Raw genomic sequence first — 26,872 nt, forward strand, 5'->3', positions numbered from 1 at the left:
TGGGGGCGCTGCAGAACATCCGCCAGGCCAGCCAGCAGACCGCGGCCGGCACCCGCCAGGTCGAGGCGGCGTCCGCCAACCTCACCGACCTCGCCCAGGCGCTCATGGCCCTGGCCGAACGCTACCGGCACTGAGGGCGGGCGCCGCCTTGCCCGCCGATATCCGCCAGCTCCTGCTCGCGGCCTTCGAGGTCGAGCACCGCGAGCACGTCACGGCGATCCGGGCTGCGCTCGGCAGCGCGACCCCGGACTGGACCGACGTGTTCCGCCGCGCCCACAGCCTGAAGGGCGCCGCCCGCGCCGTCGACCTGCCGCCCGTGGAGGCGGTCGCCCACCGCCTGGAGACTCTGTTCGAGCAGGTCCGCACCGGCGCGCGGCCCCTGGACCGGGCGGCGGCCAACGCCGTCCACCTCGCCCTCGACCGGATCGAGACCTACGTCGCGGGTCTGCAGGACGGCGCCGGGCCGGACATGCCGGCCGACGCCCTGTCGGCCCTGGGCCAGTGCCTCGGCCTGCCAGGCGAAGCCCCTGAGGCCGCGCCGACGCCCGCCGCGCCGTCGGAACCGAAGCCCGCGCCCGCGCCTGCCGCCGCCTCGGTTGCCCCGAAGGCCGAGCCCCCTGCCCCGGCCTCGCCCCCTGAGCCCGCCGAATCCGGCACCGCGATCCTGCGCGTGCCCGGGGAGGCCGTGGAGGCCCTGGCCCGGGCGAGCCACGACCTGACCAGCACCCTGGCGGCCCAGGCCCCTGCGGCCGACGGCCTGGCGCGCCTCGCCCGGCTCGCCCGGGACCTGCGCGCCGGCGCCGAGGCTTTGGCCACGAAATCCGATGCGGATCGGCCGGAATTGCGGGCGCTGGCGGCGCGTCTCGGCGGCTTCGCCCGGGAGGCCGCGGAGCTGTCCCGGCGTCAGGCCGCGGCGACCAGCGCGGTCGAGGGCGCGGCATTCAGGGTGCGGGCCGAGGCGGAGCGCCTCGCTCTTGTGCCGGCCGAGACCGTGCTCGGCCCCCTCGCCCGCTCGATCCGCGAGACCGCCCGGGAACAGGGACGCGACGTCGATCTCGACTTGCGCGGCCTCGACCTGCCGGTGGAGCGCGGCCTGCTCCAGGCCCTGAAGGACCCGCTGCTGCACGCCCTGCGCAACGCCCTGAGCCACGGCTGGCAGAGCCCGGAGATCCGTCGCGCCGCCGGCAAGCCCGAGGCGTTGGCGCTCGGGCTCGCGGTCGCCGTGCGCGGCGCGCGCCTCCAGGTCTCCGTGTACGATGACGGGCCGGGGCCGGACCTGCCCCGCATCGACGCCACCGCCCGCGCCCGCGGGCTGCTCGCCCCCGGGGAGGAGGCCGCTCCCGAGACCCTGCTGCGGCTCGTGTTCGAGCCCGGCTTCTCCACCGCGGAGGCGGTGGATACCCTGTCGGGGCGCGGCTACGGCCTGTCGGTGGCCGCCGATGCCGCCCGCCAGCTGCTCGGCAGCGTCCGCCTCGAACCTCGCGAGCCCGCCGGCACCGCCCTCGTCTTCAACCTGCCGCTCTCGGCGGCCCGGCGCAGCCTGCTGCTGGTCGAGGCGGGCGGCCGCACCTACGCCCTGCCGGGCGGCGCGGTGGAGCGCCTGCTGCGCCTCGACCGGGCGGGATTGCCCATGGCCCTGGGCCGCACGATGCTGCGGCTCGGCGACGGCGAGGCGGCGACGAGCCACCCGGTCACCTATCTCGCCGAGATTTTGGGATTGGCGCCGGACGCTGCCGGTCAGGACAGCGCCACTCTGACCGCGGTTCTGCTCCGGGCGGGCGGCGGCCGCTTGGCGCTCGGGGTCGACCGCCTGCACGATGTCCGCGCACTGCTGGTCCTGCCCGCTCCGTCCTTCGGGGCCGATCCCGGCCTGATCGTCGGCACCGCAGTGCTGCCCGGCGATGTGCCGGTGCTGGTCCTGGACCCCGAAGGGCTCGCCGCCCGGGCCGCGGCGTCATCGGCCGGGCTTCCCGCCGGAACGATGGCGCAGGCTCCACGTTCGACGACCGCGCCCCGCGCCGCCGCGCGGGCGACGATCCTCGTCGTCGACGATTCGATCACCACCCGGACCTTGGAGAAGGGCATCTTGGAAGCCGCCGGCTACCGCGTGGTCGTCTGCGTCGACGGTCAGGACGCCCTCGACCGGCTGCGCGCCGAGATCGAGCCCGTGAACCTCGTGCTGGCCGACGTGGAGATGCCGCGCCTCGACGGTTTCGGCCTGCTGAAGGCGCTCCGTGCCGACCCCCGATTCGCCCGGCTGCCGACGATCCTGATGACCTCGCGCGGGGATGCCGCCGACGTGTCCCGGGGGCTCGACCTCGGGGCCGACGCCTACCTGACCAAGCAGAAATTCGACCAGCGCCAGCTGCTCGACACGATCGGACAGCTGCTATGACGCCCGTCCGGGTCATGCTGGTCGAGGACAGCCTCGTGGTGCGGGAACTGCTGCGCTACATCGTCTCGCGCGATCCCCGGCTGGAGCTGGTGGCCGCCGTGGCTTCCGGCGAGGAGGCGCTGGCGGGCCTACAGGCGGCGCGGCCCGACGTGATCTCTATGGATATCCGCCTGCCCGGCATCGACGGCCTGGAGACCACCCGCCGGATCATGGCCGAGCACCCGACCCCGATCGTCGTGGTCGCCGACTCGGTCGAGGATTCCTCGCTCCGGATCTCCATGAACGCCCTGCGGGCCGGCGCCCTCTCGGTGGTCGAGAAGCCCGTGGCCACCACCCATGCCGGCTACGAGGCCGTGGCCGACCAGATCTGCACCCAGCTGCGGATCATGGCCCAGGTCCCGGTGATCCGGCGGCGGCCGATCGGCACCGAATGGGCCGGCCGGACCAGCCTGGCCGACTTCGCCGCGCCGGCCGACGTCGCCGGGCAGGCGCCGAGCCTGCTGGCGATCGGCGCGTCCACGGGCGGGCCGCCGGCGCTCGCCCGGGTGATCGGCGCACTCCCAAAGAACTTTCCGCTGCCGGTGCTGGTGGTGCAGCACATGGGCGCGGCCTTCATGGAGGGCTTCGCGAACTGGCTCGACAGCGTCGTCGCCCTGCCGGTCTCGCTGGCCCGGGACGGAGAGCGGGCGGAGCCCGGGCGCGTCTACGTGGCGCCCGGCGACCGCCACCTTGAGATCGGCTCCGGCCGGGTGATGCGGGTGGTCGCGTCCGAGCCCGTCTCCGGCCAGCGCCCGGCCGCCACGGTGCTGTTCCGCTCGCTCGCCCGCCAGGTCGGCGCCTCTGGGATCGGCGTGCTGCTCACCGGCATGGGCGAGGACGGGGCGGTCGGTCTCGCCGACATGCACCGGGCCGGCGCCCAGACCGTGGCCGAGCACGAGAGCACCGCGGTGGTCTACGGCATGCCGGCCGCGGCGGTGCGGCTCGGCGCCGCCCGGGCGATCCTGCCCCTCGACCGGATCGGCGACCACATCCTGCGCCTGGCCGATCCCGGGGTGCGGCCGTGAGCCGGAGCGAGGCCGGCGCCCAAGACGGGCCCGCCCGGATCCTGCTGGTGGAGGATTCGGAGACGCAGGCCCTGGAGCTGCGACTCCTCTTGGAATCGCACGGCTTCGCGGTGGAGCGCTGCCCCTCGGCCGAGGCCGCCCTCGACCATCTCAACCGCGCCCAGCCCGATCTCGTCGTGGCCGATTACCACCTGCCCGGGATGGATGGCGACGAGCTGATCCGCCAGATGCGCCTGTCCCTGCGCACCCGCGCCCTGCCGGTGCTGATGCTCACCGGCGGCGGCGGTGGCGAGCGGAAGGGCCTGGAGAGCGGCGCCGACGCCTACCTGCCGAAATCCGCCGACCGCGACCTGATGATCCTGCGCATCCGCGCCCTGCTGCGCGAGCGCCGGCCTTCCGCCGAGGGTGAGGGGCCGGGCGCCGCCGCGTTCCGGCGCGGGCGGATCCTGGTGATCGACGGCAGCCTGACCTACCGGACCTTCCTGGCCGGCCTGCTCGGGCAGGAGGGCCACCACGTCGCCACCGCCGACGGGCCGGAGGCGGCGCTCGAGGCCCTCGACGGGGTCGGCGAGGATGCGTTCGACTGCGTGACCGTGGACCTGCTCGGCCACGCCTATGACGGCCTGACCCTATGCCGGGCGATCAGCCAGCGCCGCTCCGGCCAGGCGGCCGGCGCCGGCTTCCACCTCGTCGGCATCGCCGGCAGCGACCCGGCCAAGGACTTTCTGGTCGAGGCTTTCGCGGCCGGCGCCGACGACGTGGTTTCCAAGACCGATGCCGAGGTGCTGGCCCTGCGGGTCCGCGGCTTCGTCCGCCGTCGCCTGCTGGAGGAGGACGACCGCCGCATCGCCGGCCAGTTCGGCGAGCGCGAGCGGGCGGTGGAGCGCGCCCGCGCTGAGGCCGAGGCCTCTGAGGCCCGCGCCCGTCTCGCCGACGCCCTCGAGCGGGCCAATCGCGACCTCGCCGACGCCAACCGCAAGATCACCGACGCGCAGGCCAAGCTGGTCCAGGCCGCCAAGATGGCCTCGCTCGGCGAGCTGGTCGCCGGCATCGCCCACGAGATCAACAACCCCCTGGCCTTCATCCTGGCCCACCAGGGGACGGTGGAGCGCCTGCTCGCCGAGCTGCCCGACGCGGCCCCGGAAGCGGCCTCCCGTGCCCTCGACAAGGCCCGCCAGCGGGTCGGCTCGATGCGGATGGGCCTGACCCGGATCCAGGACCTCGTGCTGAACCTGCGCAAGTTCTCGCGCCTCGACGAGGGCGAGCGCGCGCTCGTCAACGTGCCCGAGGCGATCGAGACCGTGCTGGCGCTGATCCAGCACAAGCTCGGCGGCCGGATCGCCGTTGAGCGCAGCTTCGTCGGCCGGCCCGAGATCCACTGCACCCCGGCGCTGCTGAACCAAGTGGTGATGAACATCCTCGGCAACGCTGCCGATGCCATGCCGGAGGGCGGCACCATCCGGATCGATACCGTCTCGAGCCCGGAGGTCGACGAGATTCGCATCAGCGATACGGGTCCCGGCATCCCGGACGATCTGCGTGAAAAAATCTTCGAGCCGTTCTTCACGACAAAGCCCGTGGGCTCCGGCACCGGCCTGGGGCTTGCGATTGCCTACAGCGTCGTTCAGGCGCATAGCGGCTCGCTCACCGTGGAGACGGCGCCGGGAGGCGGAGCCTGCTTCGTGATCGGGATTCCGCGGCAGGCGGCCAGCGCATGAGTGACGGCACGTCAGGTCGAGGAATCTCCGCCGCTTTGGACACCGGTCGGTGACGGACACGCATTCTCAGCACGGAAACGGGACCGGATCCGACGGTCCCGGCGGGACGATCCTGGCCGTCGACGACGAGCCGGACATCCTGATCGCCCTGGAGGACCTGTTCGAGGATTCCTACCGGGTATTGAGCACCTCGAATCCGAACGAGGCGCTCGAGATCCTGCACGCCGAGCCCGACATCGCCGTCGTTCTCTCGGACCAGCGCATGCCCGGCCTCACCGGCGATGCGCTGCTGGCCGAGGCCCGGGCCTTCCACGACGCCCAGGCGATCCTGCTCACCGGCTACGCCGACATCACCGCGGTGATCGCCGCCCTCAACCGCGGCGGCATCGTCGGCTACGTCACCAAGCCCTGGGACGCAAGCCTGCTGCGTTCCACGGTCCGCCAGGCCTTCGAGCGCCACCGCCTGGGCCGCGACCTCGCCACCGAGCGGGCGCTGCTGCGCGGGCTGCTCGACCACGCCCAGGACGCGATCAGCTTCAAGGACGCGGACGGCCGGTTCGTCCGCCTCAACGCCCGCAAGGCGACCCTGCTCGGCCGGGACGTCTTCGGCTGCCTCGGGCAGCGCGAGGGCGACCTCCTGGGCGTGCTGGGTGGCGCGGTGGCCGAGGCGGATGCTGCCGCGATTCGCTCCGGCAAAGTGGCCGAGAGCCTGATCAGCGAGGGCCCGACCGGGGCCGAGCTGTGGAGCCACGTGACCCGGGTGCCGATCCGCGATGCCGGCGGCGCGGTCAGCCACCTCGCGGTGATCGAGCGGGACGTCACCGAGCAGCGAACCCTGGAGGCGCGGCTGCGCCAGTCGGACAAGATGCAGGCGCTCGGCACCCTGGCCGGCGGCATCGCGCACGATTTCAACAACCTGCTGACCGCGATCCTCGGCAGCCTGGAACTCGCGGCCCCGAAGGTCGCCGACCAGCCGCGGGTGCAGCGCCTGATCGAGAACGCCCGCGGCGCGGCCGAGCGCGGCGCCTCCCTGACCAAGCGCCTGCTGAGCTTCAGCCGCGCCCACGACCTCCAGGCTCGCGCCACCGACGTCAACGCCCTGATCGCCGGGATGAGCGACCTGTTCGGCCGCAGCCTCGGCGGCCTGGTCACCGTCCGGACCGAGCTGGGCGACGACCTGGCCGCCGTCCAGGTCGATCCGGACCAGCTCGAACTGGCCGTGCTCAACCTGTGCATCAACGCCCGCGATGCGATGCCGGATGGCGGCACGATCACCGTTGCCACCCGGCGCCTCGATATCGCCGGCGATCCCGAGATCGCCGACGGCTCCTATCTCGGGATCAGCGTCACCGACGAGGGCACCGGCATCCCGGACGAGATCCTGCGCCGGGTCTGCGAGCCGTTCTTCACCACCAAGGCTGTCGGCCAGGGCACGGGCCTGGGGCTCGCCATGGTGTTCGGCCTCGCCCAGCAATCGAAGGGCCGGCTCGCCATCGAGAGCGAGGTCGGCCGGGGTACGCGGGTCGAGCTCGCCCTCCCGTTCGCCGCCGAGGCGCCCGAGGAGACGGCCCGCGCCGCCGGCGAGGCGCCTGTGGCGGCCCGTCCGGCGCGGATCCTGGTGGTCGACGACGACCCGCAGGTCCGGCACGTCACCGCCTCGTTCCTCGCGGGCTTCGGCCACGACGCCACGGAGGCCGGCGACGGCGAGGCCGCGCTCCGCTCGTTCGCGCCCGGCCGCTTCGACCTGATCGTCGCCGACCTCGCCATGCCCGGCATGAGCGGCATCGAACTCGCCGCCGAGATCCGCGACCGCGACCCCAGCCTGCCGGTGCTGATCCTCACCGGCCACGCCGAGGCAATGCAGATCCCAGACGACTTGCCGGTGCTGGCCAAGCCGTTCCGCTCGGCCGACTTGGCGAGCCGGGTCTCGGCGCTGCTGGATGGGGCGGGCGTGACCTAAATCGTCATTGCGAGCGCAGCGAAGCAACCCAGTGATCCGCTACGTTTTGGGAGCGCGCGCCGCCCTGGCTTGCTTCGCTGCGCTCGAAATAACGGGGCGGATGGGAACCGCCCCGTTGCCGGCTCATTGACGCTCTACGGAGCCTCGCTGCTCCGGGTTACGAACTGGAGGTGGACCATGAGCAATCACGGTATCTTCCCAGGCAGCCAGCGCGAGGCCGACCCGGATCAGGACGATCCGCCCAACAGGAATCAGCAGGGATAGGGGTTTTGGGAACCGCGGCGCGGTCGAGTTCCCGGTCAGCCTAGCGCTGACCGTCAGGGAGAGCTCCCGAAGCGATCCGAAACGTGGACCCTGCTTCAGACCCGCCGGCGTGAGCCGGTGGGTTCTTTTTTGTCCACATCTGCGCATGAAAAAGCCGCCCCGGACGACCCGGGGGCGGCTTCATTCAAACGCGATCGGTTGAGCCTGGGCTCAGGCCGCCTCGGCGACCTCGATCTGGCCGGAATCCTTGCCGCGGGCGTCGACGTCGCGCTCGACGAACTCGATAACGGCGAGCGGGGCGTTGTCGCCCTTGCGGAAGCCGGCCTTCATGATGCGGAGGTAGCCGCCCGGACGACCGGCGTAGCGCGGGCCGATCACGGCGAAGAGCTTCTTGACCATGTCGTCATCGCGCAGCTGCGCCATGGCGAGACGGCGGGTGTGGACGCTGTCGATCCGGCCGAGGGTGACGAGCTTCTCGACCACGGGACGCAGGTCCTTGGCCTTCGGCAGGGTGGTGACGATCTGCTCGTGCTTCAGCAGAGCGACCGACATGTTGGCGAACATCGCCTTGCGGTGCTCCGCGGTGCGGTTGAAGCGGCGGCCGCGATACCCGTGACGCATGGTTCTGGCTTCCTTCTCTTCACGGCCGCCGTGCCACGGTACGGCCGGGCGCCCCAACAGCGGGGCCATTCATTCCGCATAACCCCGCGGCGGGATTTTTTGGGACTTCGCGTCGTGTCCGCGAAGTCCCGGATCTGGATCGACCAAACAGGGGGCGCCGACCAGTGCCGCAAAATTCGGCCCGAGGCGGCTTCGCCTCAGTAGTGCTCTTCGAAGCGCTTGGCGAGATCTTCGATGTTCTCCGGCGGCCAGCCGGGGATATCCATGCCGAGGTGCAGGCCCATGCCGGCCAGCACTTCCTTGATCTCGTTGAGCGACTTGCGGCCGAAGTTCGGGGTCCGCAGCATCTCGCCCTCGGACTTCTGGATCAAGTCGCCGATGTAGACGATGTTGTCGTTCTTCAGGCAGTTCGCCGAACGGACCGACAGCTCCAGCTCGTCGACCTTCTTGAGCAGCGCCGGGTTGAAGGGCAGCTGCGGCGCCAGCGGGGCGGCCTCTTCCTTGCGCGGATCCTCGAAGTTCACGAAGACCTGCAGCTGGTCCTGGATGATCCGCGCGGCGTAGGCCAGCGCGTCCTCCGGGCCCACGGCGCCGTTGGTCTCGATCGTCATGGTCAGCTTGTCCTTGTCGAGATCCTGGCCCTCACGGGTGGTCTCGACGCGGTAGCTGACCTTGGTGACCGGGGAGAACAGCGAGTCCACCGGGATCAGGCCGATCGGCGCGTCCTCGGGACGGTTGCGCTCGGCCGGGACGTAGCCCTTGCCGGTGGCGACCGTGAACTCCATGCGGATCTCGGCGCCGTCGTCGAGCGTGCAGATCACCAGCTCCGGGTTCAGGATCTGGATGTCGCCGACCGTGCCGATGTCGCCCGCCGTGACGGTGCCCGGGCCGGTCTTGCGCAGGGTCATGCGCTTGGGCGCATCGGTCTGCGACCGGATCGCGATGGTCTTGATGTTCAGGACGATGTCGGTGACGTCCTCGCGGACGCCCGGGATCGAGGAGAACTCGTGCAGCACGCCGTCGATCTGCACCGAGGTCACGGCCGCGCCCTGGAGCGAGGACAGGAGCACCCGGCGCAGGGCGTTGCCGAGGGTGGTACCGAAGCCGCGCTCGAGCGGCTCGGCCACGACCGTGGCGACCCGCTTCGGGTCGTCGCCGGTCGAGACCTGCAGCTTGTTTGGCTTGATCAGTTCCTGCCAGTTCTTCTGAATGACCACGATCCTACCTCTCGTCCATGCTCGGGATCCGCGACACCCGGTCCCGCGCTTCGGCCGCCCGGCGCCGCCCCCTGGCGCCCCGAACGGTCCCTGAATTCACAATGCCCGCACCGCGTCCCGAATCCGGGCGATGCGCGAGCGTCTTGCTCGGCACACTCTGAGTCCGAAGGGTCGCAACCGCCCCTCGGGAGGATGCTCCGGTTACTCGCCGCCGACCCAGAGGGCCGGCACGAAGCTGTACCCGTCCCCGTCCCGGTCGACGTAGCCCAAAGCCGGGAATTCGAGATGCGCCCCGGCGATGAAGCTGCGCTCGCTGGCGACCTCGTCCATGATGGCCTTGCGCGTCGCCCGCGCCTGGTCGCCATCGACGTCGAACCCGACACCGGCCTCCGGGTTCTTGAACTGGATCGCAGGCATGTGCACCACGTCCGTCCACATCAGCAGCGACTGTCCACCGGAGACGATGCGGAAACCGCAATGTCCCGGCGTGTGACCCGGCAGGTGCATTGCGCTGATGCCCGGCAGCACCTCGCCGCCGCGATGCTCGCGCATCCGCTTGGCGTAGGGCGCGACCGCCTTGCGGGCGCCCTCGAAATACGGCTTGGCCGCGTCCGGTGCCCGGGAGAGCGCCTCGTCCGGCAGCCAGTGGGCCGCCTCGTCGGCATGCACCACGATCTCGGCGTTCGGGAACCGGGCCGCCCCGTTCGACACCAGACCGCCGACATGGTCGGGGTGCAGGTGCGTGACCAGGACGGTCTCGATCTCCTCCGGCTTCACGCCGGTCAGCGCCAGCGCTGCACCGGCCCGACCGAGGGTCTCGGCCGGGGCGAGATCGCCGTACCCGGTATCGATCAGCACAGGCTTGCGGCCGGCGCCGGTGATCAGGAAGGCGTTCAGCGTGATCTTGGGCTGCTCGGTGCGGAAGCCCGCGACCTGCAGCTTGCCGGCTTCCTCCTTCGAGATCCCCGTGACGAGATCGAGGCTGGCCTGAAACCAGCCGTCGTTTAGCGCGGTGACCGTGAGGTCGCCGAGGTTCCAACGCAGCACGCCCGGAAGCGGCTTCGATCCCGTCATGTGCTTCTCCGTCAAACCGGTTGGTTCAGACCCGACGACGCTTGCGCGGACGGCAGCCGTTGTGCGGGATCGAGGTCACGTCGCGGATCGAGGTGACCGTGAAGCCCGCGGCCTGGAGGGCGCGCAGGGCCGACTCACGTCCAGAACCAGGGCCCGACACCTCGACCTCGAGGGTGCGCATGCCGTGCTCGGAGGCCTTGCGGGCCGCGTCCTCGGCAGCCACCTGGGCGGCGTAGGGCGTCGACTTGCGCGAGCCCTTGAAGCCCATCGCGCCGGCCGACGACCACGAGATCGTGTTGCCCTGCGCGTCCGTGATGGTGATCATCGTGTTGTTGAACGAGGCGTTCACGTGGGCGACGCCCGACACGATGTTCTTGCGTTCGCGCCGGCGGACGCGTTGCGGTTCCTTGGCCATTCGGGTCTCACTCTTCCTTCAAGCGCGCCCGTAATGCCAGGCGCTCGGGACTCTTTTTGGGACTTGGCCGGCACGCCCGTGACGGGCGGTCGAGCCTGCGCCGGGACCTTCGCAGGATACCCGGCGCGACGAGAAGAAGGCCGAGGGAAGCGCGGCCTTCCAAATGCAGAAAACTACTTCTTCTTGCCGGCGATCGGCTTCGCCTTGCCCTTGCGGGTGCGGGCATTGGTGTGGGTGCGCTGGCCGCGGACGGGCAGCTGCTTGCGGTGACGTAGGCCGCGATAGGCGCCGAGATCCATCAGGCGCTTGATGTTCATCGAGACTTCGCGCCGCAGGTCGCCCTCGACGATGTAGTCGCGGTCGATCGTCTCGCGGATCTGCAGTACCTCGGCGTCGGTGAGCTGGTTCACCCGGCGCTCGGCGGGGATGTTCACCTTCTGGGTGATCTCCTCGGCCTTCTTGGCGCCGATGCCGTGGATGTACTGGAGCGCGATGACGACGCGCTTGTTGGTCGGGATGTTGACGCCTGCGATACGGGCCATGATCACGCTCCATATGAGGCCCGGAAACCGGGCGGGTGCTCGCGCGCGTCCGGTGGAGGCCGGCCCCTGCGCGCGCCAAACGACAACGTGGCCCGGGGGCGGCCCTGGGCAGGGCACCGCGGACCAGCGATCGATTGGACGAAGGACGGCCTGCTAGCGTGCGCAAGACCATATGTCAACGATTCGTGGACGATCCCGGGCGGCGCCATGCGTCCCGCGCGGATCGACTGGGGGGCGGCAAAGGAGCGAACATGTCGGTTCTGACCAGCGACGGTGCCACCCTGCGGGCCTTCGCCGATGCCGTCCTGCGGGCCGCCGAGGAGAACGCCGAGGAGGTCGTCCCGGTGATCCTCGCGGTGACCGGCGGAATCCTCACCGAGGCCGAGCCCGGCTCGATCGCGTTCCAGAACGAGGATGACGGCCCCGGTCTGCTCTGGGCCACCTTCGCTGGCCGCCGGATGGTGTTCCGCTACAACATCCTGACCGCGATGGTCGAGCTGCGCGAGGGCCGCACCGACGGCAACCCCACCCGCCTGTTCGGCCGCCGGGCCCTGACGATGGACATCGTGAACTTCTTCGGGGTGCTGCGGGCGGAGCGGCGGGCGGAGCGATGATGAGGCTGTGTCAGCGAGAATGCTGGCTCTGGAGCCGGCAATAGCCACCTGTATTCCGGTAGCCCGCCGGGCAGCGGCGAACACAGGCTCCCGCCGCGTACTTGAGCGGCGGCCGACACGCATGCCGGAACTGCTTCTCGCCATACACGAACGATTGCGCCGGGCTCTGCGCCGCAACTGGAAGCGATGGCAACGCCATGGCGATGAGAAGCAGGCTTACGGGAATGCGAAGGGCGGTCATCGGGGCTCCCGATCGGGTTTGCCTCTCAACCACCGATTTGGACATCGGTTCACCGATTCGACCGAACAGTAAATCGGCGCTTCACGTCGCGGTACCGCCAGCCCAGTCGATGATTCGTAGAGGCAGGCCAAAACGGGGCGCGGTCGATAGAGCAATGCCTCGACGAATCGCCCTGCTTCAAAGCATAACCGACCGACCTTCGATGCGAGGCCTTGCCGTTCGAGATGGCCCTAAGCCGCCTATCGTCGGCTGCATATCGAATGCCTCGGACGTCGGCAAACTATCTGCCATCCGGAGGTCTGTGCAATCGAAGGTAACCTGAACGCCTACAATTCCGGCCAACTCACCCGCGCATCGGCATGGCTGGGCGAGGGTCAGGAGACCGGCCGGCAAGCCGCCTAACGCGGCTGACCGGCGATCGTGTCAGGAATCGACGCGTTCCGCGTGGGGCTCCAGCAGCGCCATGACCTCGGCGGTGACCGTATCGATCGGCTGCATGCCGTCGACCGTGTGGAGCAGGCCGGTCTTGGCGTAATAGGCCGAGAGCGGCGCGGTCTGGGCCCTGTAGGCCTCCAGGCGCTGCTTGAACACCTCGGGCGTGTCGTCCTTGCGCACCGCCTGGCCGCGGGCCAGCGTCTCGGCCGCGCGCTTCTCGATCCGCCCGACCAGCGCGTTCTCGTCGACCTTGAACTCGATGACGGCGGAGAGGTTCATGTCCTTGCCGGCTAGCATGGTGCTGAGCGCCTCGGCCTGGGCGACCGTGCGGGGGAAGCCGTCGAGAATGAAGCCGCCCTTCGCGTCGGGCTCCTCGATCCGGTCGGCGACGATGCCCACCACGATCCGGTCGGAGACCAGCCCGCCGGATTCCATCACGGCCTTGGCCTCCAGGCCGACCGGCGTGCCGGCGGCCACAGCGGCGCGCAGCATATCGCCCGTGGACAGCTGCGGGATGCCGAAGCGCTGTACGATCCGCTCGGATTGCGTGCCCTTCCCCGCGCCGGGGGGGCCGAGCAGAATGATGCGCATGGCGTTGTCCTCGTCCGGCCCGACTCTCTCCGGGCACAAGCGGCGGGTGGCGAAGCCTCCCCGGCATCGCCCGTCTCGTGTTTTTCTAGCCGGTCCTGTGCCGGGAGGCACCCGGACCTATTGGTCAGAGGCGGGAACGACGGTGGCTTCGTCCCGCCTCTGTAACAGGGTCAGCGGCGGCGTTGCGTGGTCGAGGCGCCACGCAGCTTGGCCTTCTTCACGAGGCCCTCGTATTGGTGCGCCATCAGATGCCCGTGGATCTGGGCGACCGTGTCCATGGTCACCGAGACCACGATAAGCAGCGAGGTGCCGCCGAAGCCCAGGCTCGCCGAGGCGTAGGAGGACAGGATCTCCGGGCACAGGCAGACCAGCGTCAGGTACAGGGCACCGATCACGGTGATCCGGGTCAGCACCTTGTCGATGAAGGCCGCGGTGCGCTCGCCCGGGCGGATGCCGGGGATGAAGCCGCCGTGCTTCTTCAAATTATCCGCGGTCTCCTGCGGATTGAACACCACCGCGGTGTAGAAGAACGTGAAGAAGATGATCAGCGCCGCGTAGAGCGCCATGAACAGCGGCGTCCCGTGGCCCAGATAGGCCGTCACGGTGCCCAGCCAGCCGGTGCTGCCGCCATTGGCGGAGAAGCTCGCGGCGGTCGCCGGCAGCAGCAGCAGCGACGAGGCGAAGATCGGCGGGATCACGCCCGAGGTGTTGAGCTTCAGCGGCAGGAACGAGGTCTGGCCCTCGTACATCCGGTTGCCGACCTGGCGCTTCGGGTAGTTGATCAGGAGGCGGCGCTGGGCGCGCTCCATGAACACGATGAAGTAGACCAGGACCACGGCCGCCACGGCGACGCCCAGGATGATCAGCGGGGAGAGCGCGCCGGTGCGGCCCAGCTCCAGCGCGCCCGCGATCGCCACGGGCAAGTGGGCGACGATACCGGCGAAGATGATCAGGGACGAGCCGTTGCCGATGCCGCGCGAGGTAATCTGCTCGCCGACCCACATCAGGAACAGCGTGCCGCCGGTGAGCGTGATCACCGTCGAGGCCAGGAAGAACGGGCCGGGATCGATGGCAGCCGACGAGCTCTGCAGGCCGATGGCGATGCCCCAGGACTGAACCAGCGCGAGCACCACCGTCAGGTAGCGGGTGTACTGGTTGATCACCTTGCGGCCGGATTCGCCCTCCTTCTTCAACGCTTCCAGGCTCGGGATCACCGAGGTGAGCAGCTGAACGATGATCGAGGCCGAGATGTACGGCATGATGTTCAGGGCGAAGATCGCCATGCGCTCGACGGCACCGCCGGAGAACATGTTGAACAACCCGAGCACGCCGCCGGACTGCTGCTGGAAGTTGCGGGCGAACTGCTCCGGATCGATGCCGGGAATCGGGATGTAGGTCCCCAGCCGGAATACCACGAGGGCGCCCAAGGTGAACCAGATGCGCTTCTTCAGCTCATCGGCCTTGGCGATCGCCCCGAAGTTGAGGTTGGCGGCAAGCTGCTCGGCGGCTGAGGCCATAAGCGTCGCGTCCTGGGAATGTCGCCGGGCCAAGAATGCCCGGATGAAATGAAAACGGCGGCCCGCGTGGTCGCAGGGCCGCCGCTCGAAGGATCGGCTTAAAGGCTCCGCGGGGCCCGTGCAACGGGACCCTGCGTCGCTCTTAGGCCGGCCGTCAGGCCGTGGCCTCGGCCTTGGCGCCGCCACGGTGCGAAACACCGGTCGCGAACGCGACGGTGACCGAACCGCCGGCCTTCTCGACCGCCTCGATGGCGGACTTGGAGGCGCGGGTGACCTCGAAGCTGAGCTTCGCGGTCAGCTCGCCGACGCCGAGCAGCTTCACGCCGTCGCGGGGACGGGCGATGATGCCGGCGGCCACCAGGGTCTCGATCGTGACGGTGGCGGCCTTGTCGAGCTTGCCCGCCTCCACAGCTTCCTGGATCCGGCCGAGATTCACCTCGTTCAGGTCCTGGGCGTAGAGGTTGTTGAAGCCGCGCTTCGGCAGGCGCCGATGCAGCGGCATCTGACCGCCCTCGAAGCCCTTGATGGACACGCCGGTCCGGGCCTTCTGACCCTTCACGCCGCGGCCGGCGGTCTTGCCCTTGCCGGAGCCGATGCCCCGACCGACGCGCATCCGATTCTTGGTTGCGCCGGGATTGTCGCTGATCTCGTTGAGCTTCATCGGTGCCTCCTCACGCCACGTCGCCGTGGACGCGCACGAGGTGCGCAACCTTGCGGATCATGCCGCGCACGGAGGGGGTATCCTCCAGCTCGGACACGCGGTGGAGCTTGTTGAGCTTGAGGCCGATCAGCGTCTGACGCTGGCTGGCCTCCTGGCGGATCGGCGAACCGATCTGCTCGATACGGACGGTCTTCTGTGCCATCGGACCCTCCCTTACGCGACCGCGGCTTCGGACTGGTCGGCCGGATCGGCGTCGCGGCGGCGAGCCTGGAGGCTCGAAACCTTGATGCCGCGGCGGGCCGCCACGGAGCGCGGGCTATCCTCGTTCTTAAGCGCCTCGAAGGTGGCGCGCACGAGGTTGTAGGGGTTGGACGAGCCGAGGGACTTGGCAACGACGTCCTGCATGCCCAACGTCTCGAACACGGCGCGCATCGGGCCGCCGGCGATGATGCCGGTCCCCTGCGGAGCCGCGCGGAGGATCACCTTGCCGGCGCCGTGACGTCCGTTGACGTCGTGGTGCAGGGTCCGGCCCTCGCGCAGGGACACCCGGATCAGGCCGCGCTTGGCCGCCTCGGTGGCCTTGCGGATCGCCTCAGGCACCTCACGGGCCTTGCCGTGGCCGAAGCCGACGCGGCCCTTCTGGTCGCCGACGACGACGAGGGCGGCGAAGCCGAAGCGACGGCCGCCCTTCACCACCTTGGCGACGCGGTTGATGTGGACGAGCTTGTCCACGAATTCGCTGTCGCGCTCCTCGCGCTCGTCGCGGCGGCCGCGGCCCCCGCCTTCCCGTTCACGTGCCATTGCTTGCTACCTGTTCATCTCACTGGCGCGGGCGGCGGACCCGCTCGCTCGATCGTTTGGATTGCCGGACGTGCTGCGCATGTCCGGCCCGCCGTCAGTCAACACGTCCGATCGGGCTGCCGGCAGCCAACGCGCCGCCGGCAAGATCCCAAAATCAGAACTCCAGGCCGCCTTCGCGGGCGGCCTCGGCGACGGCCGCGACGCGGCCGTGATAGATGTAGCCGGAGCGGTCGAAGATCACCTTCGTGACGCCCGCGGCCTTGGCGCGCTCGGCCACCAGCTTGCCCACCGCCTTGGCGGCGGCGACATCGGCGCCGGTCTTGAGTTCACCCTTGAGTGCCTTGTCGATCGACGAGGCCGCGGCCAGCGTCTTGCCGGCGACGTCGTCGATGACCTGCACGTAGATCTGCTTCGACGAGCGGAACACCGAGAGCCGCGGACGACCGTTGGCGGCCGCCCGCAGCGCGCGGCGGACGCGCGCCTTGCGGCGATCGAGGGCTTCGAGCTTGCGAGACATGATGCCCTCCTTACTTCTTCTTGCCTTCCTTGCGGAAGATGAACTCGCCCGCGTACTTCACGCCCTTGCCCTTGTAGGGCTCGGGTCCGCGGTAATCGCGGATCTCGGCGGCGACCTGACCGACCTGCTGGCGGTTGATCCCGGTGATCGTGATCTCGGTGGGCTTCGGGGTAACGATCGTGATCCCGGCGGGGATCGCGTATTCGATGTCGTGGCTGTAGCCGAGCGACAGCTTGAGGGCCTTGCCGGCCATCGCCGCACGATAGCCGACGCCCGTGATCTCGAGCTTCTTCTCGAAGCCCTTCGACACGCCCTCGGCGATGTTGGCGATCTGAGCCCGCGAGGTGCCCCAGAGGGACCGCGCCGGCTTGGACTGGTTGATCGGCTCGACCGAGATCGCGCCGTCCTTCATCGCCACGCTGACCAGCGCGGGGACGTCGAACTGCAGCTCGCCCTTCGAGCCCTTCATCTTCACCGTCTGGCCGGTGACGGTGGCGGTGACGCCGGCCGGCACGGGAACGGGCTTCTTGCCTACGCGAGACATGGGATAACCTCCTCCGTCCCGATCAGAATACAGTGCAGAGCACTTCACCGCCGACGTTGCGCTCGCGCGCCTCGTGATCGGCCATGACGCCCTGCGGGGTGGAGACGATGGTGACGCCGAGGCCGTCGGCCACGTGCGGCAGATCACCGACCGACGAGTAGACCCGGCGACCGGGCTTCGACACGCGCTTGATCTCGCGGATCACCGGGCGGCCATCGTAGTACTTGAGCTCGATGGCGAACTCGGTGCGGCCGTTGCCCAGGTCGGTCGCCGCGTAATCGCGGATGTAGCCCTCGGACTTCAGCACGTTCAGGACGTTGGCGCGCAGGCGCGAGCCGGGCGTCTGGACGACGTTGCGACGGCGCAGCTGGCCGTTGCGGATACGGGTGAGCATGTCACCCACGGGATCGTTGACCATGGGGACCTCCTTACCAGCTCGACTTGACCAGGCCGGGGATCAGGCCCCGGTTGCCAAGCTCCCGCAGCGCGATGCGCGAGATGCCCATCTTGCGGTAGAACGCGCGCGGACGGCCGGTCATGCCGCACCGGTTACGGATGCGGGTAGCCGACGAGTTGCGCGGCAGTTCCGCGAGCTTGAGGCGCGCCTCGAAGCGCTCCTCCATCTCCAGGCCATCGTTGTTGGCGATGTCCAGGAGCGCCTTCCGCTTGGCCGCGAAACGCTTCACCAGCGTCTTGCGGGCCTCATTCTTCTCGACTGAGCTTTTCTTCGACATGTGGTCTATCTCCGGTGTCCGCGTATGAGGCGCGCAGGCCTCACTGCCGGAACGGGAACTGGAAGGCGGCGAGCAGTGCCTTGGCCTCGGCATCGGTCTTGGCGCTGGTCGCCACGACGATGTCCATGCCCCACATCTGCTCGGCCTTGTCGTAGGAGATCTCCGGGAACACGAGGTGCTCCTTGAGACCCAGGGCGTAGTTGCCGCGACCGTCGAACGAGCGCGGGTTCAGGCCGCGGAAATCGCGGACGCGCGGGAGCGCGATCGTGATCAGGCGATCCATGAACTCATACATGCGCTGTTTGCGCAGCGTGACCTTGCAGCCGATCGGCATGCCCTCGCGGACCTTGAAGGTCGCGATGGCCTTGCGGGCCCGGGTGATCACCGGCTTCTGGCCGGCGATGAGCGCGAGGTCGCCGGCCGCCACGGTCGCCTTCTTCGAGTCCGCGGTGGACTCGCCGACGCCCATGTTGATAACGATCTTCTCGATCTGCGGGACCTGCATCGGGTTCTTGTACCCGAACTCCTCGATCAGCTTCTGGCGCACCACCTCGTCGTAGTGCTTGCGCATGCGCGGGGTGTAGGCGTTCTTGTCGGCCTCAGCCATCGATCTGATCCCCCGTGCTCTTGGCGAATCGGACCTTGCGCCCGTCTTCGAGGATGCGGAAACCCACGCGGGTCGGCTTGCCGTTGGCGTCGGCGACCGCGATGTTCGAGAGTTGGATGGCGGCCTCCTTGGAGATGATCCCGCCTTCCTGGTTCTGAGTCTGCTTCTGGTGCTTCTTGACCAGGTTGATGCCGCGCACGAAAGCCCGGCCTTCCTTCGGCAGAACCTGAATGACCTCGCCCGAGCGACCGGAGTCGCGACCGGTGAGTACGACGACCTTGTCGCCCTTCTTGATCTTGGCTGCCATCACAGCACCTCCGGCGCCAGCGAGATGATCTTCATGTGGTTGCGCGCGCGCAGCTCGCGCGGCACCGGTCCGAAGATGCGGGTGCCGATCGGCTCCTTCTGATTGTTGATCAGGACCGCAGCGTTCTTGTCGAAACGGATCACCGACCCGTCGACGCGCTTCACGGCCTTGGCCGTGCGAACGACGACCGCCTTCATGACGTCGCCCTTCTTGACGCGACCGCGCGGGATCGCCTCCTTGACCGACACGACGATGACATCGCCAACGCCGGCATACTTCCGCTTCGACCCGCCGAGAACTTTGATGCACATCACACGGCGTGCACCCGAGTTGTCGGCGACGTCCAGATTCGTCTGCATCTGGATCACGTGCGTGACTCCTTGTTTCAGGCGGGTTTCCGCACGCGGGCGGTATTGCCCGGCGGACGACGCCTGATGGGGATCTGATGTCCCCAGCTCATGGTATAGACCGCGCTTGCGGCGTCAGAAGACGCCGGCGCGGTCACCGCGTTCACAGGGTGCAAGCACCCATCGGAATGTCGCGAAGGCCGGGCGGATACTACGGGTGGGCCCGGAAGGCAAGCCGATCGCGGCAAATTCGCCGGCGGGGCCGCGCGTTGCCGGCGCGATCCGGGCTCGGGTGCCGCGCGGGGTTCCGGCACGGTCGATGGGCTGTTTATCGGTGGGGGCCCGCCGAGTCGACGGCAGGTATCGTCACCGCATTCCGGCTGCGGCTGGGCAGCAAGACCGGGCAGGCTGCGGGCCGTGGTGACACAACAGCCATGTCCACCGCGCAGTCATGCGCGGCGGCTGGACCGGCGTGAAGGCTCAAGGTCTCAGAACGGCTGGCCGGCCGATTCGAACAAAAAATCGTCGAGGCTCGGGATCGTCACGGCGCTGCCGAAGGCCGGCTTCGACAGGCGCCAGGGGCGTTCCGCACGGGCGCGAATCGCCTCGGACGGGCGCAGGCGGCGCATGCCGCCATCCTCGGTGACCTCCTCGATCGTCAGGAAGCCGTAGACCTGCAGGCGCGAAGCGGTGAGCTTCAACTCGCGATCCCCGGCGGCGACGATCATGCTGCCGGTGGCGTAGACCGCATCCATCAGCGCGCGCTGCTCGCTGCGGCGGCGGTTGCGGGCATCCCGCTCCCCGGCCGCGGAAACGGGGGCCATCCGCCGAAAGGGGACGACGTTGCTGACCGCGACGCAACCCATACGCAACATCCTCGACGCGCACTGAGGCCGGCCCGAAGGCCGCCCGACGATCGGGACATTTCGACGGTTCGCTTTAATCTTCCGTAGACCGTGATGCCGGGCCCCTGCCCCGATCCGGCACGTTGCCGGCTCGGCACGCCCTTGGAGATGGTCGCGCTGCGCCCGCGTCGACGCAACCGAATCGCGTGACGACGAGGGCGGGAGGTTCTGTCAGGCCCTGCCCGCGCGCGGCAGGTGACGCTCCCTTGCCACCAGCGCGGCGAGCCGGTCGACGAGCAGGCAGAGGCATCCGTAGACGGCGCCGACAAACAAAAAGATTTCGGCCGGGTAGACCATGGCGCGGTTATTCACCTGCGTCGCCACGAAGGAGAGCTCGGGCACGCCGATCACGTAGGCGAGCGAGGTGTCCTTGATCAGCGCGGTCCACTGGTTGACGAAGGACGGCGCCATGGCCGGCAGCGCCCGGGGCAGGACGATCACGCGCAGGACCTGCCAGCGGCCGAAGCCCAGGGCCAGGCCGGCCTCCCACTGGCCGCGGCCGATGCTCTCGATGCCGGCCGCCACCGCGTAGGACAGGTAGGCGCCGCCCACCAGCGACAGGGCCGCGACCACGGTCCCGATCTCCGGGATGGCGAAGCCGAACAGGATCGGCAGCAGGAAGTAGCTCCAGAAGATCAGCATCACGATCGGCACGGCGCGAAACAGCCCGAGCCCCAGAGTCAGAACCCGCCGTGTCCGGCCGCCGCTCATCGCCAGCGCGATCCCGAGGACGAGCCCCAGCACCGCCGAGGCGAGGCCGGAGGCTGCCGAGAGAATCAGCGTCAGCATCAGCCCGCCGACCGGGCCGTCCGGCCAGGCGCCGGCCAGCAGGTAGCCGAGATTGTCGGTGATGACGGACACATTCACCGGCGGGCGGCTCCCGCCGGGTTCTGGCGCGCGACGGCGTGGCCGGTCGCCTCCACCGCGGCCACGGCTCCGACATAGAGGAGCGTCGCGATGCCGAAGGCCTGGAAGGCCAGGAAGGTCTCGGTCTCCACCTCCCGGGATGCGTAGGACAGTTCGGCCAAGCCGATGGTCATGGTCAGCGAGGTATTCTTAATGGTGTTGAGGTACTGGCCGACCATCGGCAGCCAGGCGATCCGGAGCGCCTGCGGCAGGGCGATGTGGCGGAAGACCTGGAGGCCGGTCAGGCCGAGGGCGAGCGCGGCCTCCCGCTGGGCGGCCCGGAAACCGTCGAGGCCGGCGCGGCATTCCTCGGCGATATGGGCGGCGGCATAGAGCGTCAGGCCGACGAAGCCAGCCAGGGTCTCGTAGGCGGGCCAGCGCAGATCCGCCGGACCCAGAGGAAGGCTGTGCGGGCTGTTCAGCCAGGCGGTGAGCCCGGCCGGCATCAGCGCGGCGGCGCCGAAATACCAGAAGAACAGCTGCACCAGCAGCGGCGTGTTCCGGATGAGGCTCACGAAGGCGATCGTTGCCGTCCGCCCGACCCGGCTTCCTGTTTCCCGCAGGCAGCAGAGGGCGAGGCCGAGGATCGTCCCGGCGAGGCAGACGGCGGCCGACAGCGCCAGGGTGACCCCAAAGCCCTGCAGCAGCCAGATCAGGTAGCGCGGCGCGAGGAGATCGCCGAAGAGACTCACCGGGCGTCTAGCTGTGGTCGCCGATCCGGAACAGGCGCGGCAGCGGCTGGCTGGTGTCGGGACCGAACCAGCGATCGTAGATGGCGGCCGCCTTGCCGCCGGCCTCCAGCTCGCGGAGGGTCTCGTTCACGACCTCGCGGAGGCGGGTCTCGCCCTTCGGGATACCGACGCCGATATAGTCGTTCGAGATCGAGAAGGCCGGGACCTCGTAGTTCTCCTTATCCGGGACCTTCGCCAGCAGGCCGACGAGCTTGGGCCCATCCTGCGTGATCGCCTGGACGTTGCCGTTGCGCAGGGCCGCGAAGGCGAAGGGCGTGTCGTCGAAGGCCACCACGGTCGCCTTCGGGAAGTCGCGGCGCAGCACGATCTCGTTGGTGGTGCCCTTGTCGGCACCGATGCGCAGGCCGTTCAGCTGATCGGGGGCGGTGAGCGTGCCCTTCTTGGCCAGGAATTGCTGGCCGGAGGCGAAGTACGGGATGCTGAAATCGAGCTGCTTTGCGCGCTCGTCCGTGATGGTGAAGTTCGCCAGCACCAGATCGACTTTGCCGGAGGTCAGCAGCGGGATGCGGTTGGCCGGATTGGTCGGGCGCAGGTCCAGCTTCACGCCGATCGTGTCGGCGATCGCCTTTGCGTAATCGACGTCGAGGCCGGCGATCTGCTTGGTGTTCGGATCGACGAAGCCGAAGGGCGGGTTGCTGTCGAAGGCCGCGACCCGCAGCACGCCGGCCTTCTTGATGTCGTCGAGACGGTCGGCCTGCGCGGCCCCGACGGAGAGAAGTGTTGCCAGGGCGAAAGTCAGTAGGCGACGCACGGATATCTCCTGGTGGTGAGGTTTCTCAAGTTTCACAGTCGGTCGAGACCGGTCGCACGAATCATGGTTTCGGGATCGCTCGGACCGACCCCCGTGCCCCCTCCAAGCCGAAAGCACGGAGGGGGCACTTCGAAGCGTTGAAATCCTCAGAATTGCGCGTGGGAAGTCCGACAGGGTCGAGACGAAGTCGGCGGTCGACCGCCAAGGCGCTGGGGCTACGGCGGTCCATGAGGACTTGCGAAGGCCGGGCTGCGAATCGAGGGCAAATCCAAACATCGAAGGGCCGCAGACATAATGGTTCCAGAATAAGGGCCCGCGGCTCGCAGATGCCGAGAGTCAATTCTCAGGGGCATCTCCAAAAAGCAGCCTCGGCACATCACGACTCGCACAAAGATAATGGCGCATCTGCTTTGAAGAAATCAACAGCATCCCATTCCGTTTATCAGCTGGCGAGAAGAACAAACTCAGCGCGAAGCTTGGCTCTGGACGGAAATTATTTCGGCGCCCTCGGATCAATCCGCGGCGACCGCCGTGACTTCACGTCACGCGCGACCCGGCCGGCGATGTAGGATATGTCCCGAACGAAGGGTGCGATTGGCGCCAGCTCTGTCGGAAGCCGCGCTGCCGCTAAAGCCGCATCGGACGCCGCAAGGGAGCACGGCTCGTCCCGCGGCGGTCTTTGCTCCACGCCGCGCCCCGGATAAAAGACCCGACATCGCCAGCTTCGCAGTCAAGCGGCGGCTCAATCGTTCCGCCCCGTGACGGGACGTTAACCTGTCGCGCGGCGCAGTTTTCTGCCGCGAACGCATTGACCTGCGGGTTAACCGAGGCTAGAAGCGCGCCACTTCGGACGGCCATTGGCTGCCGACGGCTCCCGGGTATGTCCCTGGACGCCGCCATCGCTCCGAGCGATCCGAAGGCTCAAATCGCCTGACGCTTTAAGTCAGATCCGTAGGTACGAGCGCGTTCGTTTCGGGCGTGCTCCTCTGCCCACACCGCGCCGAGGGTCTGTGACAGGACCTCCGGCGCATATTCGTTTTGCGGATTGCCTTGGGCAATCCGGCCAAGGTGACCGAGGAAGAGGGCACAGGATGCCGACGATCAACCAGCTGATCGCCCAGCCGCGGAAGATCCAGCGGAGCCGCAACAAGGTTCCGGCGCTCGACGCTTGCCCGCAGAAGCGCGGCGTCTGCACCCGGGTCTACACGACGACCCCGAAGAAGCCGAACTCGGCCCTTCGTAAGGTCGCCAAGGTCCGCTTGACCAACGGCTTCGAGGTGATCGGCTACATCCCGGGCGAGGGCCACAACCTTCAGGAGCACTCGGTCGTCATGATCCGCGGCGGCCGCGTGAAGGATCTTCCGGGCGTGCGCTACCACATCCTGCGCGGCGTGCTCGATACGCAGGGCGTGAAGAACCGCAAGCAGCGCCGCTCCAAGTACGGCGCCAAGCGGCCGAAGTAAGACCGCCGACCGGAGCTTATCCGGTCGCGCAAAGGCCTTTCCACGGCCTCGTAAGGATGTCGCCGGCTTCATCAACAGAGCCAAGGCGGCCTGCGCGGGGTGCTTAAGTCAGACTCGTTTGAGAGTTTAAGAGATGTCCCGTCGTCACTCTGCCGAGAAGCGTGAGATCATCCCGGACCCGAAGTACGGGGACGTGGTGCTGACGAAGTTCATGAATTCGATCATGTACGAGGGCAAGAAGTCGACCGCCGAGCGGATCGTCTACGGCGCCTTCGACATCGTCGAGAACCGCGCCCGGGCCAACCCGATCGAGGTGTTCCGCGCCGCGCTCGACAACGTCGCGCCGATGATCGAGGTGCGCTCCCGGCGCGTCGGCGGCGCGACCTATCAGGTCCCCGTCGAGGTCCGCACCGAGCGCCGCCAGGCCCTCGCCATCCGCTGGCTGATCCAGGCCGCCCGGTCGCGCAACGACCGCACCATGATCGAGCGGCTCTCCGCCGAGCTGCTCGACGCCGCCAACAACCGCGGCAACGCCGTCAAGAAGCGGGAAGACACGCACCGGATGGCGGAAGCCAACCGCGCCTTCTCGCACTACCGCTGGTAAGCGGTTCCGCCGTCTCTCAGGAGCAATCCGATGCCCCGCACGCACGCGATCGAGGACTACCGCAACTTCGGCATCATGGCCCACATTGATGCCGGGAAGACCACGACCACGGAGCGGATCCTCTACTACACCGGAAAGTCGCATAAGATCGGCGAAGTCCATGACGGCGCCGCCACCATGGACTGGATGGAGCAGGAGCAGGAGCGCGGCATCACGATTACGTCCGCCGCGACGACGTGCTTCTGGCGCGAGAAGCGCCTGAACATCATCGACACCCCCGGCCACGTCGATTTCACCATCGAGGTCGAGCGCAGCTTGCGCGTGCTCGACGGCGCCGTCTGCGTGCTCGACGGCAACCAGGGCGTCGAGCCCCAGACCGAGACCGTCTGGCGCCAAGCGGACAAGTACGACGTGCCGCGCGTCGTGTTCGTCAACAAGATGGACAAGATCGGCGCCGACTTCTTCAAGTGCGTCGCCGACATCATCGACCGCGTCGCCGGCAAGCCGGTCTGCCTGCAGCTCCCGATCGGTTCCGAGTCGAACTTCAAGGGCGTGATCGACCTCATCAAGATGAAGGCGATCGTCTGGTCCGGTGAGACCCTGGGCGCCGACTTCTCCGAGGTCGAGATCCCCGAGGATCTGAAGGACCAGGCCGTGGAGTACCGCGGCAAGCTGGTCGAGGCCTGCGTCGAGCTCGATGACGAGGCCATGATGGCCTATCTCGACGGCACGGAGCCGGATGCCGCGACGATGCACAAGCTCGTGCGTCGCGCCGTGCAGCTGCGCGCCTTCCATCCGGTGCTCTGCGGCTCGGCCTTCAAGAACAAGGGCGTGCAGCCCCTGCTCGACGCGGTGGTGGATTACCTCCCCTCCCCGGCCGATCGCGGCGACGTTGACGGCCTGGATTTCAAGACCGAGGAGCCGGTGGTCCGTCACCCGACGGATTCCGATCCCTTCTCCATGCTCGCCTTCAAGATCATGGACGATCCCCACGTCGGCACGATCACCTTCTGCCGCGTGTACTCGGGCAAGATCGAGTCGGGCGCCAACGTCATCAACTCGACGCGCGACAAGAAGGAGCGCGTCGGCCGCATGCTCCTGATGCACGCCAACAACCGTGAGGACGTCAAGGAAGCCTTCGCGGGCGACATCGTCGCCCTGGCCGGCCTCAAGGACACCCGCACCGGCGACACCCTGTGCGATCCGCAGAAGGCCGTGATCCTGGAGCGCATGGAGTTCCCGGAGCCGGTGATCGAGATCGCCGTCGAGCCGAAGTCGAAGGCCGATCAGGAGAAGCTCGGCATCGCGCTCGCCAAGCTCGCCGCCGAGGACCCGTCTTTCCGGGTCTCCACGGACCAGGAATCCGGTCAGACCATCCTCAAGGGGATGGGCGAGCTGCACCTGGACATCAAGGTCGACATCCTGCGCCGTACCTACAAGGTCGACGCGAATATCGGCCAGCCGCAGGTGGCCTACCGCGAGAAGCTGACCCGTCGTCAGGAGATCGACTACACCCACAAGAAGCAGACCGGCGGCACGGGCCAGTTCGCCCGGGTAAAGTTCGTCGTCGAGCCGAACGAGCCGGGCGCCGGCTTCGCGTTCGAGTCGAAGATCGTCGGCGGCGCGGTGCCCAAGGAGTACATCCCGGGCGTCGAGAAGGGCCTCAACTCGGTCCTCGGGGCCGGCATCCTGGCCGGCTTCCCCGTGGTCGATGTCAAGGTCGAGCTGATCGACGGTGCCTACCACGACGTCGATTCCTCGGCGCTCGCCTTCGAGATCGCCTCCCGCGCCGCCTTCCGCGAGGCGCTGCAGAAGGGCGGCTCGGTGCTGCTTGAGCCGGTGATGAAGGTCGAGGTCGTCTCGCCGGAAGAGTATACTGGCTCGGTCATCGGCGACCTGAACTCCCGCCGCGGCCAGATCCAGGGTCAGGACATGCGCGGCAACGCCAACGTCATCAACGCGATGGTGCCGCTGGCCAACATGTTCGGCTACGTGAACAACCTGCGGTCCATGTCGCAGGGCCGGGCGAACTTCACCATGCAGTTCGACCATTACGAAGAGGTGCCGCGCGGCGAGGCCGACAAGGTCATCGCCAAGTACGCTTAAGGCTACGCCTGAACCACTTCTTCATCCGCAACACGATTTCGAATTCTAGGAGGCTCTGATGGGCAAGGAAAAGTTCGCTCGCACCAAGCCGCACTGCAACATCGGCACGATCGGTCACGTGGACCACGGCAAGACGTCGCTGACGGCGGCGATCACGAAGGTCCTGGCGGAGACGGGCGGTGCGACGTTCACGGCCTAC

The 26,872-nt window shown here is 68.5% G+C and carries 31 protein-coding genes; 9 read left to right on the forward strand and 22 right to left on the reverse strand.

Going from position 1 to position 26,872, the window contains the following annotated elements; translation table 11 throughout:
• Window positions 1–148: 148 nt before the first annotated feature.
• From MKL11_RS04040 to MKL11_RS04055, 4 genes are read left to right on the forward strand one after another with little or no spacing between them, the layout of a single operon-like run.
• Window positions 149–2,395 (forward strand): response regulator, encoded by a 2,247-nt coding sequence (locus MKL11_RS04040; protein ID WP_243940511.1) that lies wholly within the window; start codon window positions 149–151, stop codon window positions 2,393–2,395.
• Complete coding sequence (cheB, locus tag MKL11_RS04045) at window positions 2,392–3,459, forward strand: chemotaxis-specific protein-glutamate methyltransferase CheB (protein WP_243940513.1); 1,068 nt, start codon at window positions 2,392–2,394, stop codon at window positions 3,457–3,459. Before MKL11_RS04040 ends, cheB begins: the two co-directional genes overlap by 4 nt.
• A complete protein-coding gene (locus tag MKL11_RS04050; RefSeq protein ID WP_243940515.1) occupies window positions 3,456–5,177 on the forward strand; it encodes a response regulator in 1,722 nt (573 codons plus the stop codon). The genes cheB and MKL11_RS04050 overlap by 4 nt, the downstream gene beginning before the upstream one ends.
• A 49-nt stretch (window positions 5,178–5,226) precedes the next feature.
• On the forward strand, window positions 5,227–7,137 hold the full coding sequence (locus MKL11_RS04055) for a response regulator (protein WP_243940517.1): 1,911 nt from the start codon (window positions 5,227–5,229) through the stop codon (window positions 7,135–7,137).
• Window positions 7,138–7,611: 474 nt separating this feature from the next.
• Here the strand turns inward: MKL11_RS04055 and rplQ are convergent, their stop codons facing one another.
• The 5 genes from rplQ to rpsM form a co-directional block, all read right to left on the reverse strand.
• A complete protein-coding gene (rplQ, locus tag MKL11_RS04060; protein WP_243940519.1) occupies window positions 7,612–8,022 on the reverse strand; it encodes a 50S ribosomal protein L17 in 411 nt (136 codons plus the stop codon).
• A gap of 197 nt (window positions 8,023–8,219) precedes the next feature.
• Complete coding sequence (locus MKL11_RS04065; protein ID WP_007557610.1) at window positions 8,220–9,239, reverse strand: DNA-directed RNA polymerase subunit alpha; 1,020 nt, start codon at window positions 9,237–9,239, stop codon at window positions 8,220–8,222.
• 201 nt (window positions 9,240–9,440) lie between these two features.
• On the reverse strand, window positions 9,441–10,313 hold the full coding sequence (locus tag MKL11_RS04070) for an MBL fold metallo-hydrolase (RefSeq protein ID WP_243940521.1): 873 nt from the start codon (window positions 10,311–10,313) through the stop codon (window positions 9,441–9,443).
• Between the two features lie 25 nt (window positions 10,314–10,338).
• Entirely contained in the window at window positions 10,339–10,728 is a 390-nt protein-coding gene (rpsK, locus tag MKL11_RS04075) for a 30S ribosomal protein S11 (protein WP_007557606.1), read from the reverse strand.
• Window positions 10,729–10,901: 173 nt separating this feature from the next.
• Window positions 10,902–11,270, reverse strand: coding sequence for a 30S ribosomal protein S13 (gene rpsM / locus MKL11_RS04080; protein WP_007557604.1), 369 nt, complete (start codon window positions 11,268–11,270; stop codon window positions 10,902–10,904).
• 251 nt (window positions 11,271–11,521) lie between these two features.
• Between rpsM and MKL11_RS04085 the strand changes: the two genes are divergently transcribed.
• Window positions 11,522–11,884 carry a hypothetical protein gene (locus MKL11_RS04085; RefSeq protein ID WP_243940523.1) on the forward strand — a complete coding sequence of 121 codons (363 nt, stop codon included), beginning with the start codon at window positions 11,522–11,524 and terminating at the stop codon, window positions 11,882–11,884.
• Between the two features lie 10 nt (window positions 11,885–11,894).
• Here the strand turns inward: MKL11_RS04085 and MKL11_RS04090 are convergent, their stop codons facing one another.
• From MKL11_RS04090 to MKL11_RS04170, 17 genes are all read right to left on the reverse strand, one after another.
• Window positions 11,895–12,125 (reverse strand): hypothetical protein, encoded by a 231-nt coding sequence (locus tag MKL11_RS04090; protein ID WP_243940525.1) that lies wholly within the window; start codon window positions 12,123–12,125, stop codon window positions 11,895–11,897.
• Between the two features lie 423 nt (window positions 12,126–12,548).
• Window positions 12,549–13,151 carry an adenylate kinase gene (locus MKL11_RS04095; RefSeq protein WP_243940527.1) on the reverse strand — a complete coding sequence of 201 codons (603 nt, stop codon included), beginning with the start codon at window positions 13,149–13,151 and terminating at the stop codon, window positions 12,549–12,551.
• Between the two features lie 170 nt (window positions 13,152–13,321).
• Entirely contained in the window at window positions 13,322–14,668 is a 1,347-nt protein-coding gene (secY, locus tag MKL11_RS04100; RefSeq protein ID WP_243940529.1) for a preprotein translocase subunit SecY, read from the reverse strand.
• Window positions 14,669–14,822: 154 nt separating this feature from the next.
• Window positions 14,823–15,329, reverse strand: a complete 507-nt coding sequence (gene rplO, locus MKL11_RS04105) for a 50S ribosomal protein L15 (RefSeq protein ID WP_243940531.1) — start codon at window positions 15,327–15,329, stop codon at window positions 14,823–14,825.
• 10 nt (window positions 15,330–15,339) lie between these two features.
• Window positions 15,340–15,531, reverse strand: coding sequence for a 50S ribosomal protein L30 (gene rpmD / locus MKL11_RS04110; protein WP_007557591.1), 192 nt, complete (start codon window positions 15,529–15,531; stop codon window positions 15,340–15,342).
• 11 nt (window positions 15,532–15,542) lie between these two features.
• On the reverse strand, window positions 15,543–16,130 hold the full coding sequence (gene rpsE / locus MKL11_RS04115) for a 30S ribosomal protein S5 (protein ID WP_007557588.1): 588 nt from the start codon (window positions 16,128–16,130) through the stop codon (window positions 15,543–15,545).
• Between the two features lie 154 nt (window positions 16,131–16,284).
• Entirely contained in the window at window positions 16,285–16,647 is a 363-nt protein-coding gene (gene rplR / locus MKL11_RS04120; RefSeq protein WP_010686176.1) for a 50S ribosomal protein L18, read from the reverse strand.
• Between the two features lie 10 nt (window positions 16,648–16,657).
• Window positions 16,658–17,191, reverse strand: a complete 534-nt coding sequence (gene rplF / locus MKL11_RS04125; RefSeq protein ID WP_243940533.1) for a 50S ribosomal protein L6 — start codon at window positions 17,189–17,191, stop codon at window positions 16,658–16,660.
• A 22-nt stretch (window positions 17,192–17,213) separates the two neighbouring features.
• Window positions 17,214–17,609 (reverse strand): 30S ribosomal protein S8, encoded by a 396-nt coding sequence (gene rpsH, locus MKL11_RS04130; RefSeq protein WP_007557585.1) that lies wholly within the window; start codon window positions 17,607–17,609, stop codon window positions 17,214–17,216.
• Between the two features lie 10 nt (window positions 17,610–17,619).
• Complete coding sequence (gene rpsN, locus MKL11_RS04135) at window positions 17,620–17,925, reverse strand: 30S ribosomal protein S14 (RefSeq protein WP_147898534.1); 306 nt, start codon at window positions 17,923–17,925, stop codon at window positions 17,620–17,622.
• 40 nt (window positions 17,926–17,965) lie between these two features.
• Entirely contained in the window at window positions 17,966–18,532 is a 567-nt protein-coding gene (gene rplE, locus MKL11_RS04140) for a 50S ribosomal protein L5 (protein WP_243940535.1), read from the reverse strand.
• Window positions 18,525–18,839: a 50S ribosomal protein L24 gene (gene rplX / locus MKL11_RS04145; RefSeq protein WP_007557581.1), complete on the reverse strand. Its 315-nt coding sequence runs from the start codon at window positions 18,837–18,839 to the stop codon at window positions 18,525–18,527. The genes rplE and rplX overlap by 8 nt, the downstream gene beginning before the upstream one ends.
• A complete protein-coding gene (rplN, locus tag MKL11_RS04150; protein WP_007557579.1) occupies window positions 18,839–19,207 on the reverse strand; it encodes a 50S ribosomal protein L14 in 369 nt (122 codons plus the stop codon). The genes rplX and rplN overlap by 1 nt, the downstream gene beginning before the upstream one ends.
• Window positions 19,208–19,674: 467 nt before the next feature.
• Window positions 19,675–20,052: a hypothetical protein gene (locus MKL11_RS04155; RefSeq protein ID WP_243940537.1), complete on the reverse strand. Its 378-nt coding sequence runs from the start codon at window positions 20,050–20,052 to the stop codon at window positions 19,675–19,677.
• A gap of 210 nt (window positions 20,053–20,262) precedes the next feature.
• Complete coding sequence (locus tag MKL11_RS04160) at window positions 20,263–20,958, reverse strand: amino acid ABC transporter permease (protein ID WP_243940539.1); 696 nt, start codon at window positions 20,956–20,958, stop codon at window positions 20,263–20,265.
• Entirely contained in the window at window positions 20,955–21,689 is a 735-nt protein-coding gene (locus MKL11_RS04165) for an amino acid ABC transporter permease (RefSeq protein WP_243940541.1), read from the reverse strand. The genes MKL11_RS04160 and MKL11_RS04165 overlap by 4 nt, the downstream gene beginning before the upstream one ends.
• A 7-nt stretch (window positions 21,690–21,696) precedes the next feature.
• Window positions 21,697–22,500, reverse strand: a complete 804-nt coding sequence (locus tag MKL11_RS04170) for an ABC transporter substrate-binding protein (protein ID WP_243940543.1) — start codon at window positions 22,498–22,500, stop codon at window positions 21,697–21,699.
• A 1,091-nt stretch (window positions 22,501–23,591) separates the two neighbouring features.
• Between MKL11_RS04170 and rpsL the strand changes: the two genes are divergently transcribed.
• The 4 genes from rpsL to MKL11_RS04190 form a co-directional block, all read left to right on the forward strand.
• Entirely contained in the window at window positions 23,592–23,963 is a 372-nt protein-coding gene (rpsL, locus tag MKL11_RS04175; RefSeq protein WP_007557568.1) for a 30S ribosomal protein S12, read from the forward strand.
• A 133-nt stretch (window positions 23,964–24,096) separates the two neighbouring features.
• On the forward strand, window positions 24,097–24,567 hold the full coding sequence (rpsG, locus tag MKL11_RS04180) for a 30S ribosomal protein S7 (protein WP_007557567.1): 471 nt from the start codon (window positions 24,097–24,099) through the stop codon (window positions 24,565–24,567).
• Between the two features lie 30 nt (window positions 24,568–24,597).
• Window positions 24,598–26,673, forward strand: a complete 2,076-nt coding sequence (gene fusA, locus MKL11_RS04185; RefSeq protein ID WP_243940545.1) for an elongation factor G — start codon at window positions 24,598–24,600, stop codon at window positions 26,671–26,673.
• 58 nt (window positions 26,674–26,731) lie between these two features.
• A partial coding sequence (locus MKL11_RS04190) for a GTP-binding protein (protein WP_243920259.1) occupies window positions 26,732–26,872 on the forward strand: 141 nt, incomplete at its 3' end.

The sequence above is a fragment of the Methylobacterium sp. J-077 genome (assembly GCF_022829365.1).
GTDB lineage: Bacteria > Pseudomonadota > Alphaproteobacteria > Rhizobiales > Beijerinckiaceae > Methylobacterium.

Coding starts and splice junctions, on each gene's coding strand:
- cheB (WP_243940513.1), top strand. CDS start 2,392: ATGACGCCCGTCCGGGTCATGCTGGTCGAGGACAGCCTCGTGGTGCGG.
- rplQ (WP_243940519.1), bottom strand. CDS start 8,022: ATGCGTCACGGGTATCGCGGCCGCCGCTTCAACCGCACCGCGGAGCAC.
- MKL11_RS04070 (WP_243940521.1), bottom strand. CDS start 10,313: ATGACGGGATCGAAGCCGCTTCCGGGCGTGCTGCGTTGGAACCTCGGC.
- rpsK (WP_007557606.1), bottom strand. CDS start 10,728: ATGGCCAAGGAACCGCAACGCGTCCGCCGGCGCGAACGCAAGAACATC.
- rpsM (WP_007557604.1), bottom strand. CDS start 11,270: ATGGCCCGTATCGCAGGCGTCAACATCCCGACCAACAAGCGCGTCGTC.
- MKL11_RS04085 (WP_243940523.1), top strand. CDS start 11,522: ATGTCGGTTCTGACCAGCGACGGTGCCACCCTGCGGGCCTTCGCCGAT.
- MKL11_RS04090 (WP_243940525.1), bottom strand. CDS start 12,125: ATGACCGCCCTTCGCATTCCCGTAAGCCTGCTTCTCATCGCCATGGCG.
- MKL11_RS04095 (WP_243940527.1), bottom strand. CDS start 13,151: ATGCGCATCATTCTGCTCGGCCCCCCCGGCGCGGGGAAGGGCACGCAA.
- secY (WP_243940529.1), bottom strand. CDS start 14,668: ATGGCCTCAGCCGCCGAGCAGCTTGCCGCCAACCTCAACTTCGGGGCG.
- rplO (WP_243940531.1), bottom strand. CDS start 15,329: ATGAAGCTCAACGAGATCAGCGACAATCCCGGCGCAACCAAGAATCGG.
- rpmD (WP_007557591.1), bottom strand. CDS start 15,531: ATGGCACAGAAGACCGTCCGTATCGAGCAGATCGGTTCGCCGATCCGC.
- rpsE (WP_007557588.1), bottom strand. CDS start 16,130: ATGGCACGTGAACGGGAAGGCGGGGGCCGCGGCCGCCGCGACGAGCGC.
- rplR (WP_010686176.1), bottom strand. CDS start 16,647: ATGTCTCGCAAGCTCGAAGCCCTCGATCGCCGCAAGGCGCGCGTCCGC.
- rplF (WP_243940533.1), bottom strand. CDS start 17,191: ATGTCTCGCGTAGGCAAGAAGCCCGTTCCCGTGCCGGCCGGCGTCACC.
- rpsH (WP_007557585.1), bottom strand. CDS start 17,609: ATGGTCAACGATCCCGTGGGTGACATGCTCACCCGTATCCGCAACGGC.
- rpsN (WP_147898534.1), bottom strand. CDS start 17,925: ATGTCGAAGAAAAGCTCAGTCGAGAAGAATGAGGCCCGCAAGACGCTG.
- rplE (WP_243940535.1), bottom strand. CDS start 18,532: ATGGCTGAGGCCGACAAGAACGCCTACACCCCGCGCATGCGCAAGCAC.
- rplX (WP_007557581.1), bottom strand. CDS start 18,839: ATGGCAGCCAAGATCAAGAAGGGCGACAAGGTCGTCGTACTCACCGGT.
- MKL11_RS04155 (WP_243940537.1), bottom strand. CDS start 20,052: ATGGGTTGCGTCGCGGTCAGCAACGTCGTCCCCTTTCGGCGGATGGCC.
- rpsL (WP_007557568.1), top strand. CDS start 23,592: ATGCCGACGATCAACCAGCTGATCGCCCAGCCGCGGAAGATCCAGCGG.
- rpsG (WP_007557567.1), top strand. CDS start 24,097: ATGTCCCGTCGTCACTCTGCCGAGAAGCGTGAGATCATCCCGGACCCG.
- fusA (WP_243940545.1), top strand. CDS start 24,598: ATGCCCCGCACGCACGCGATCGAGGACTACCGCAACTTCGGCATCATG.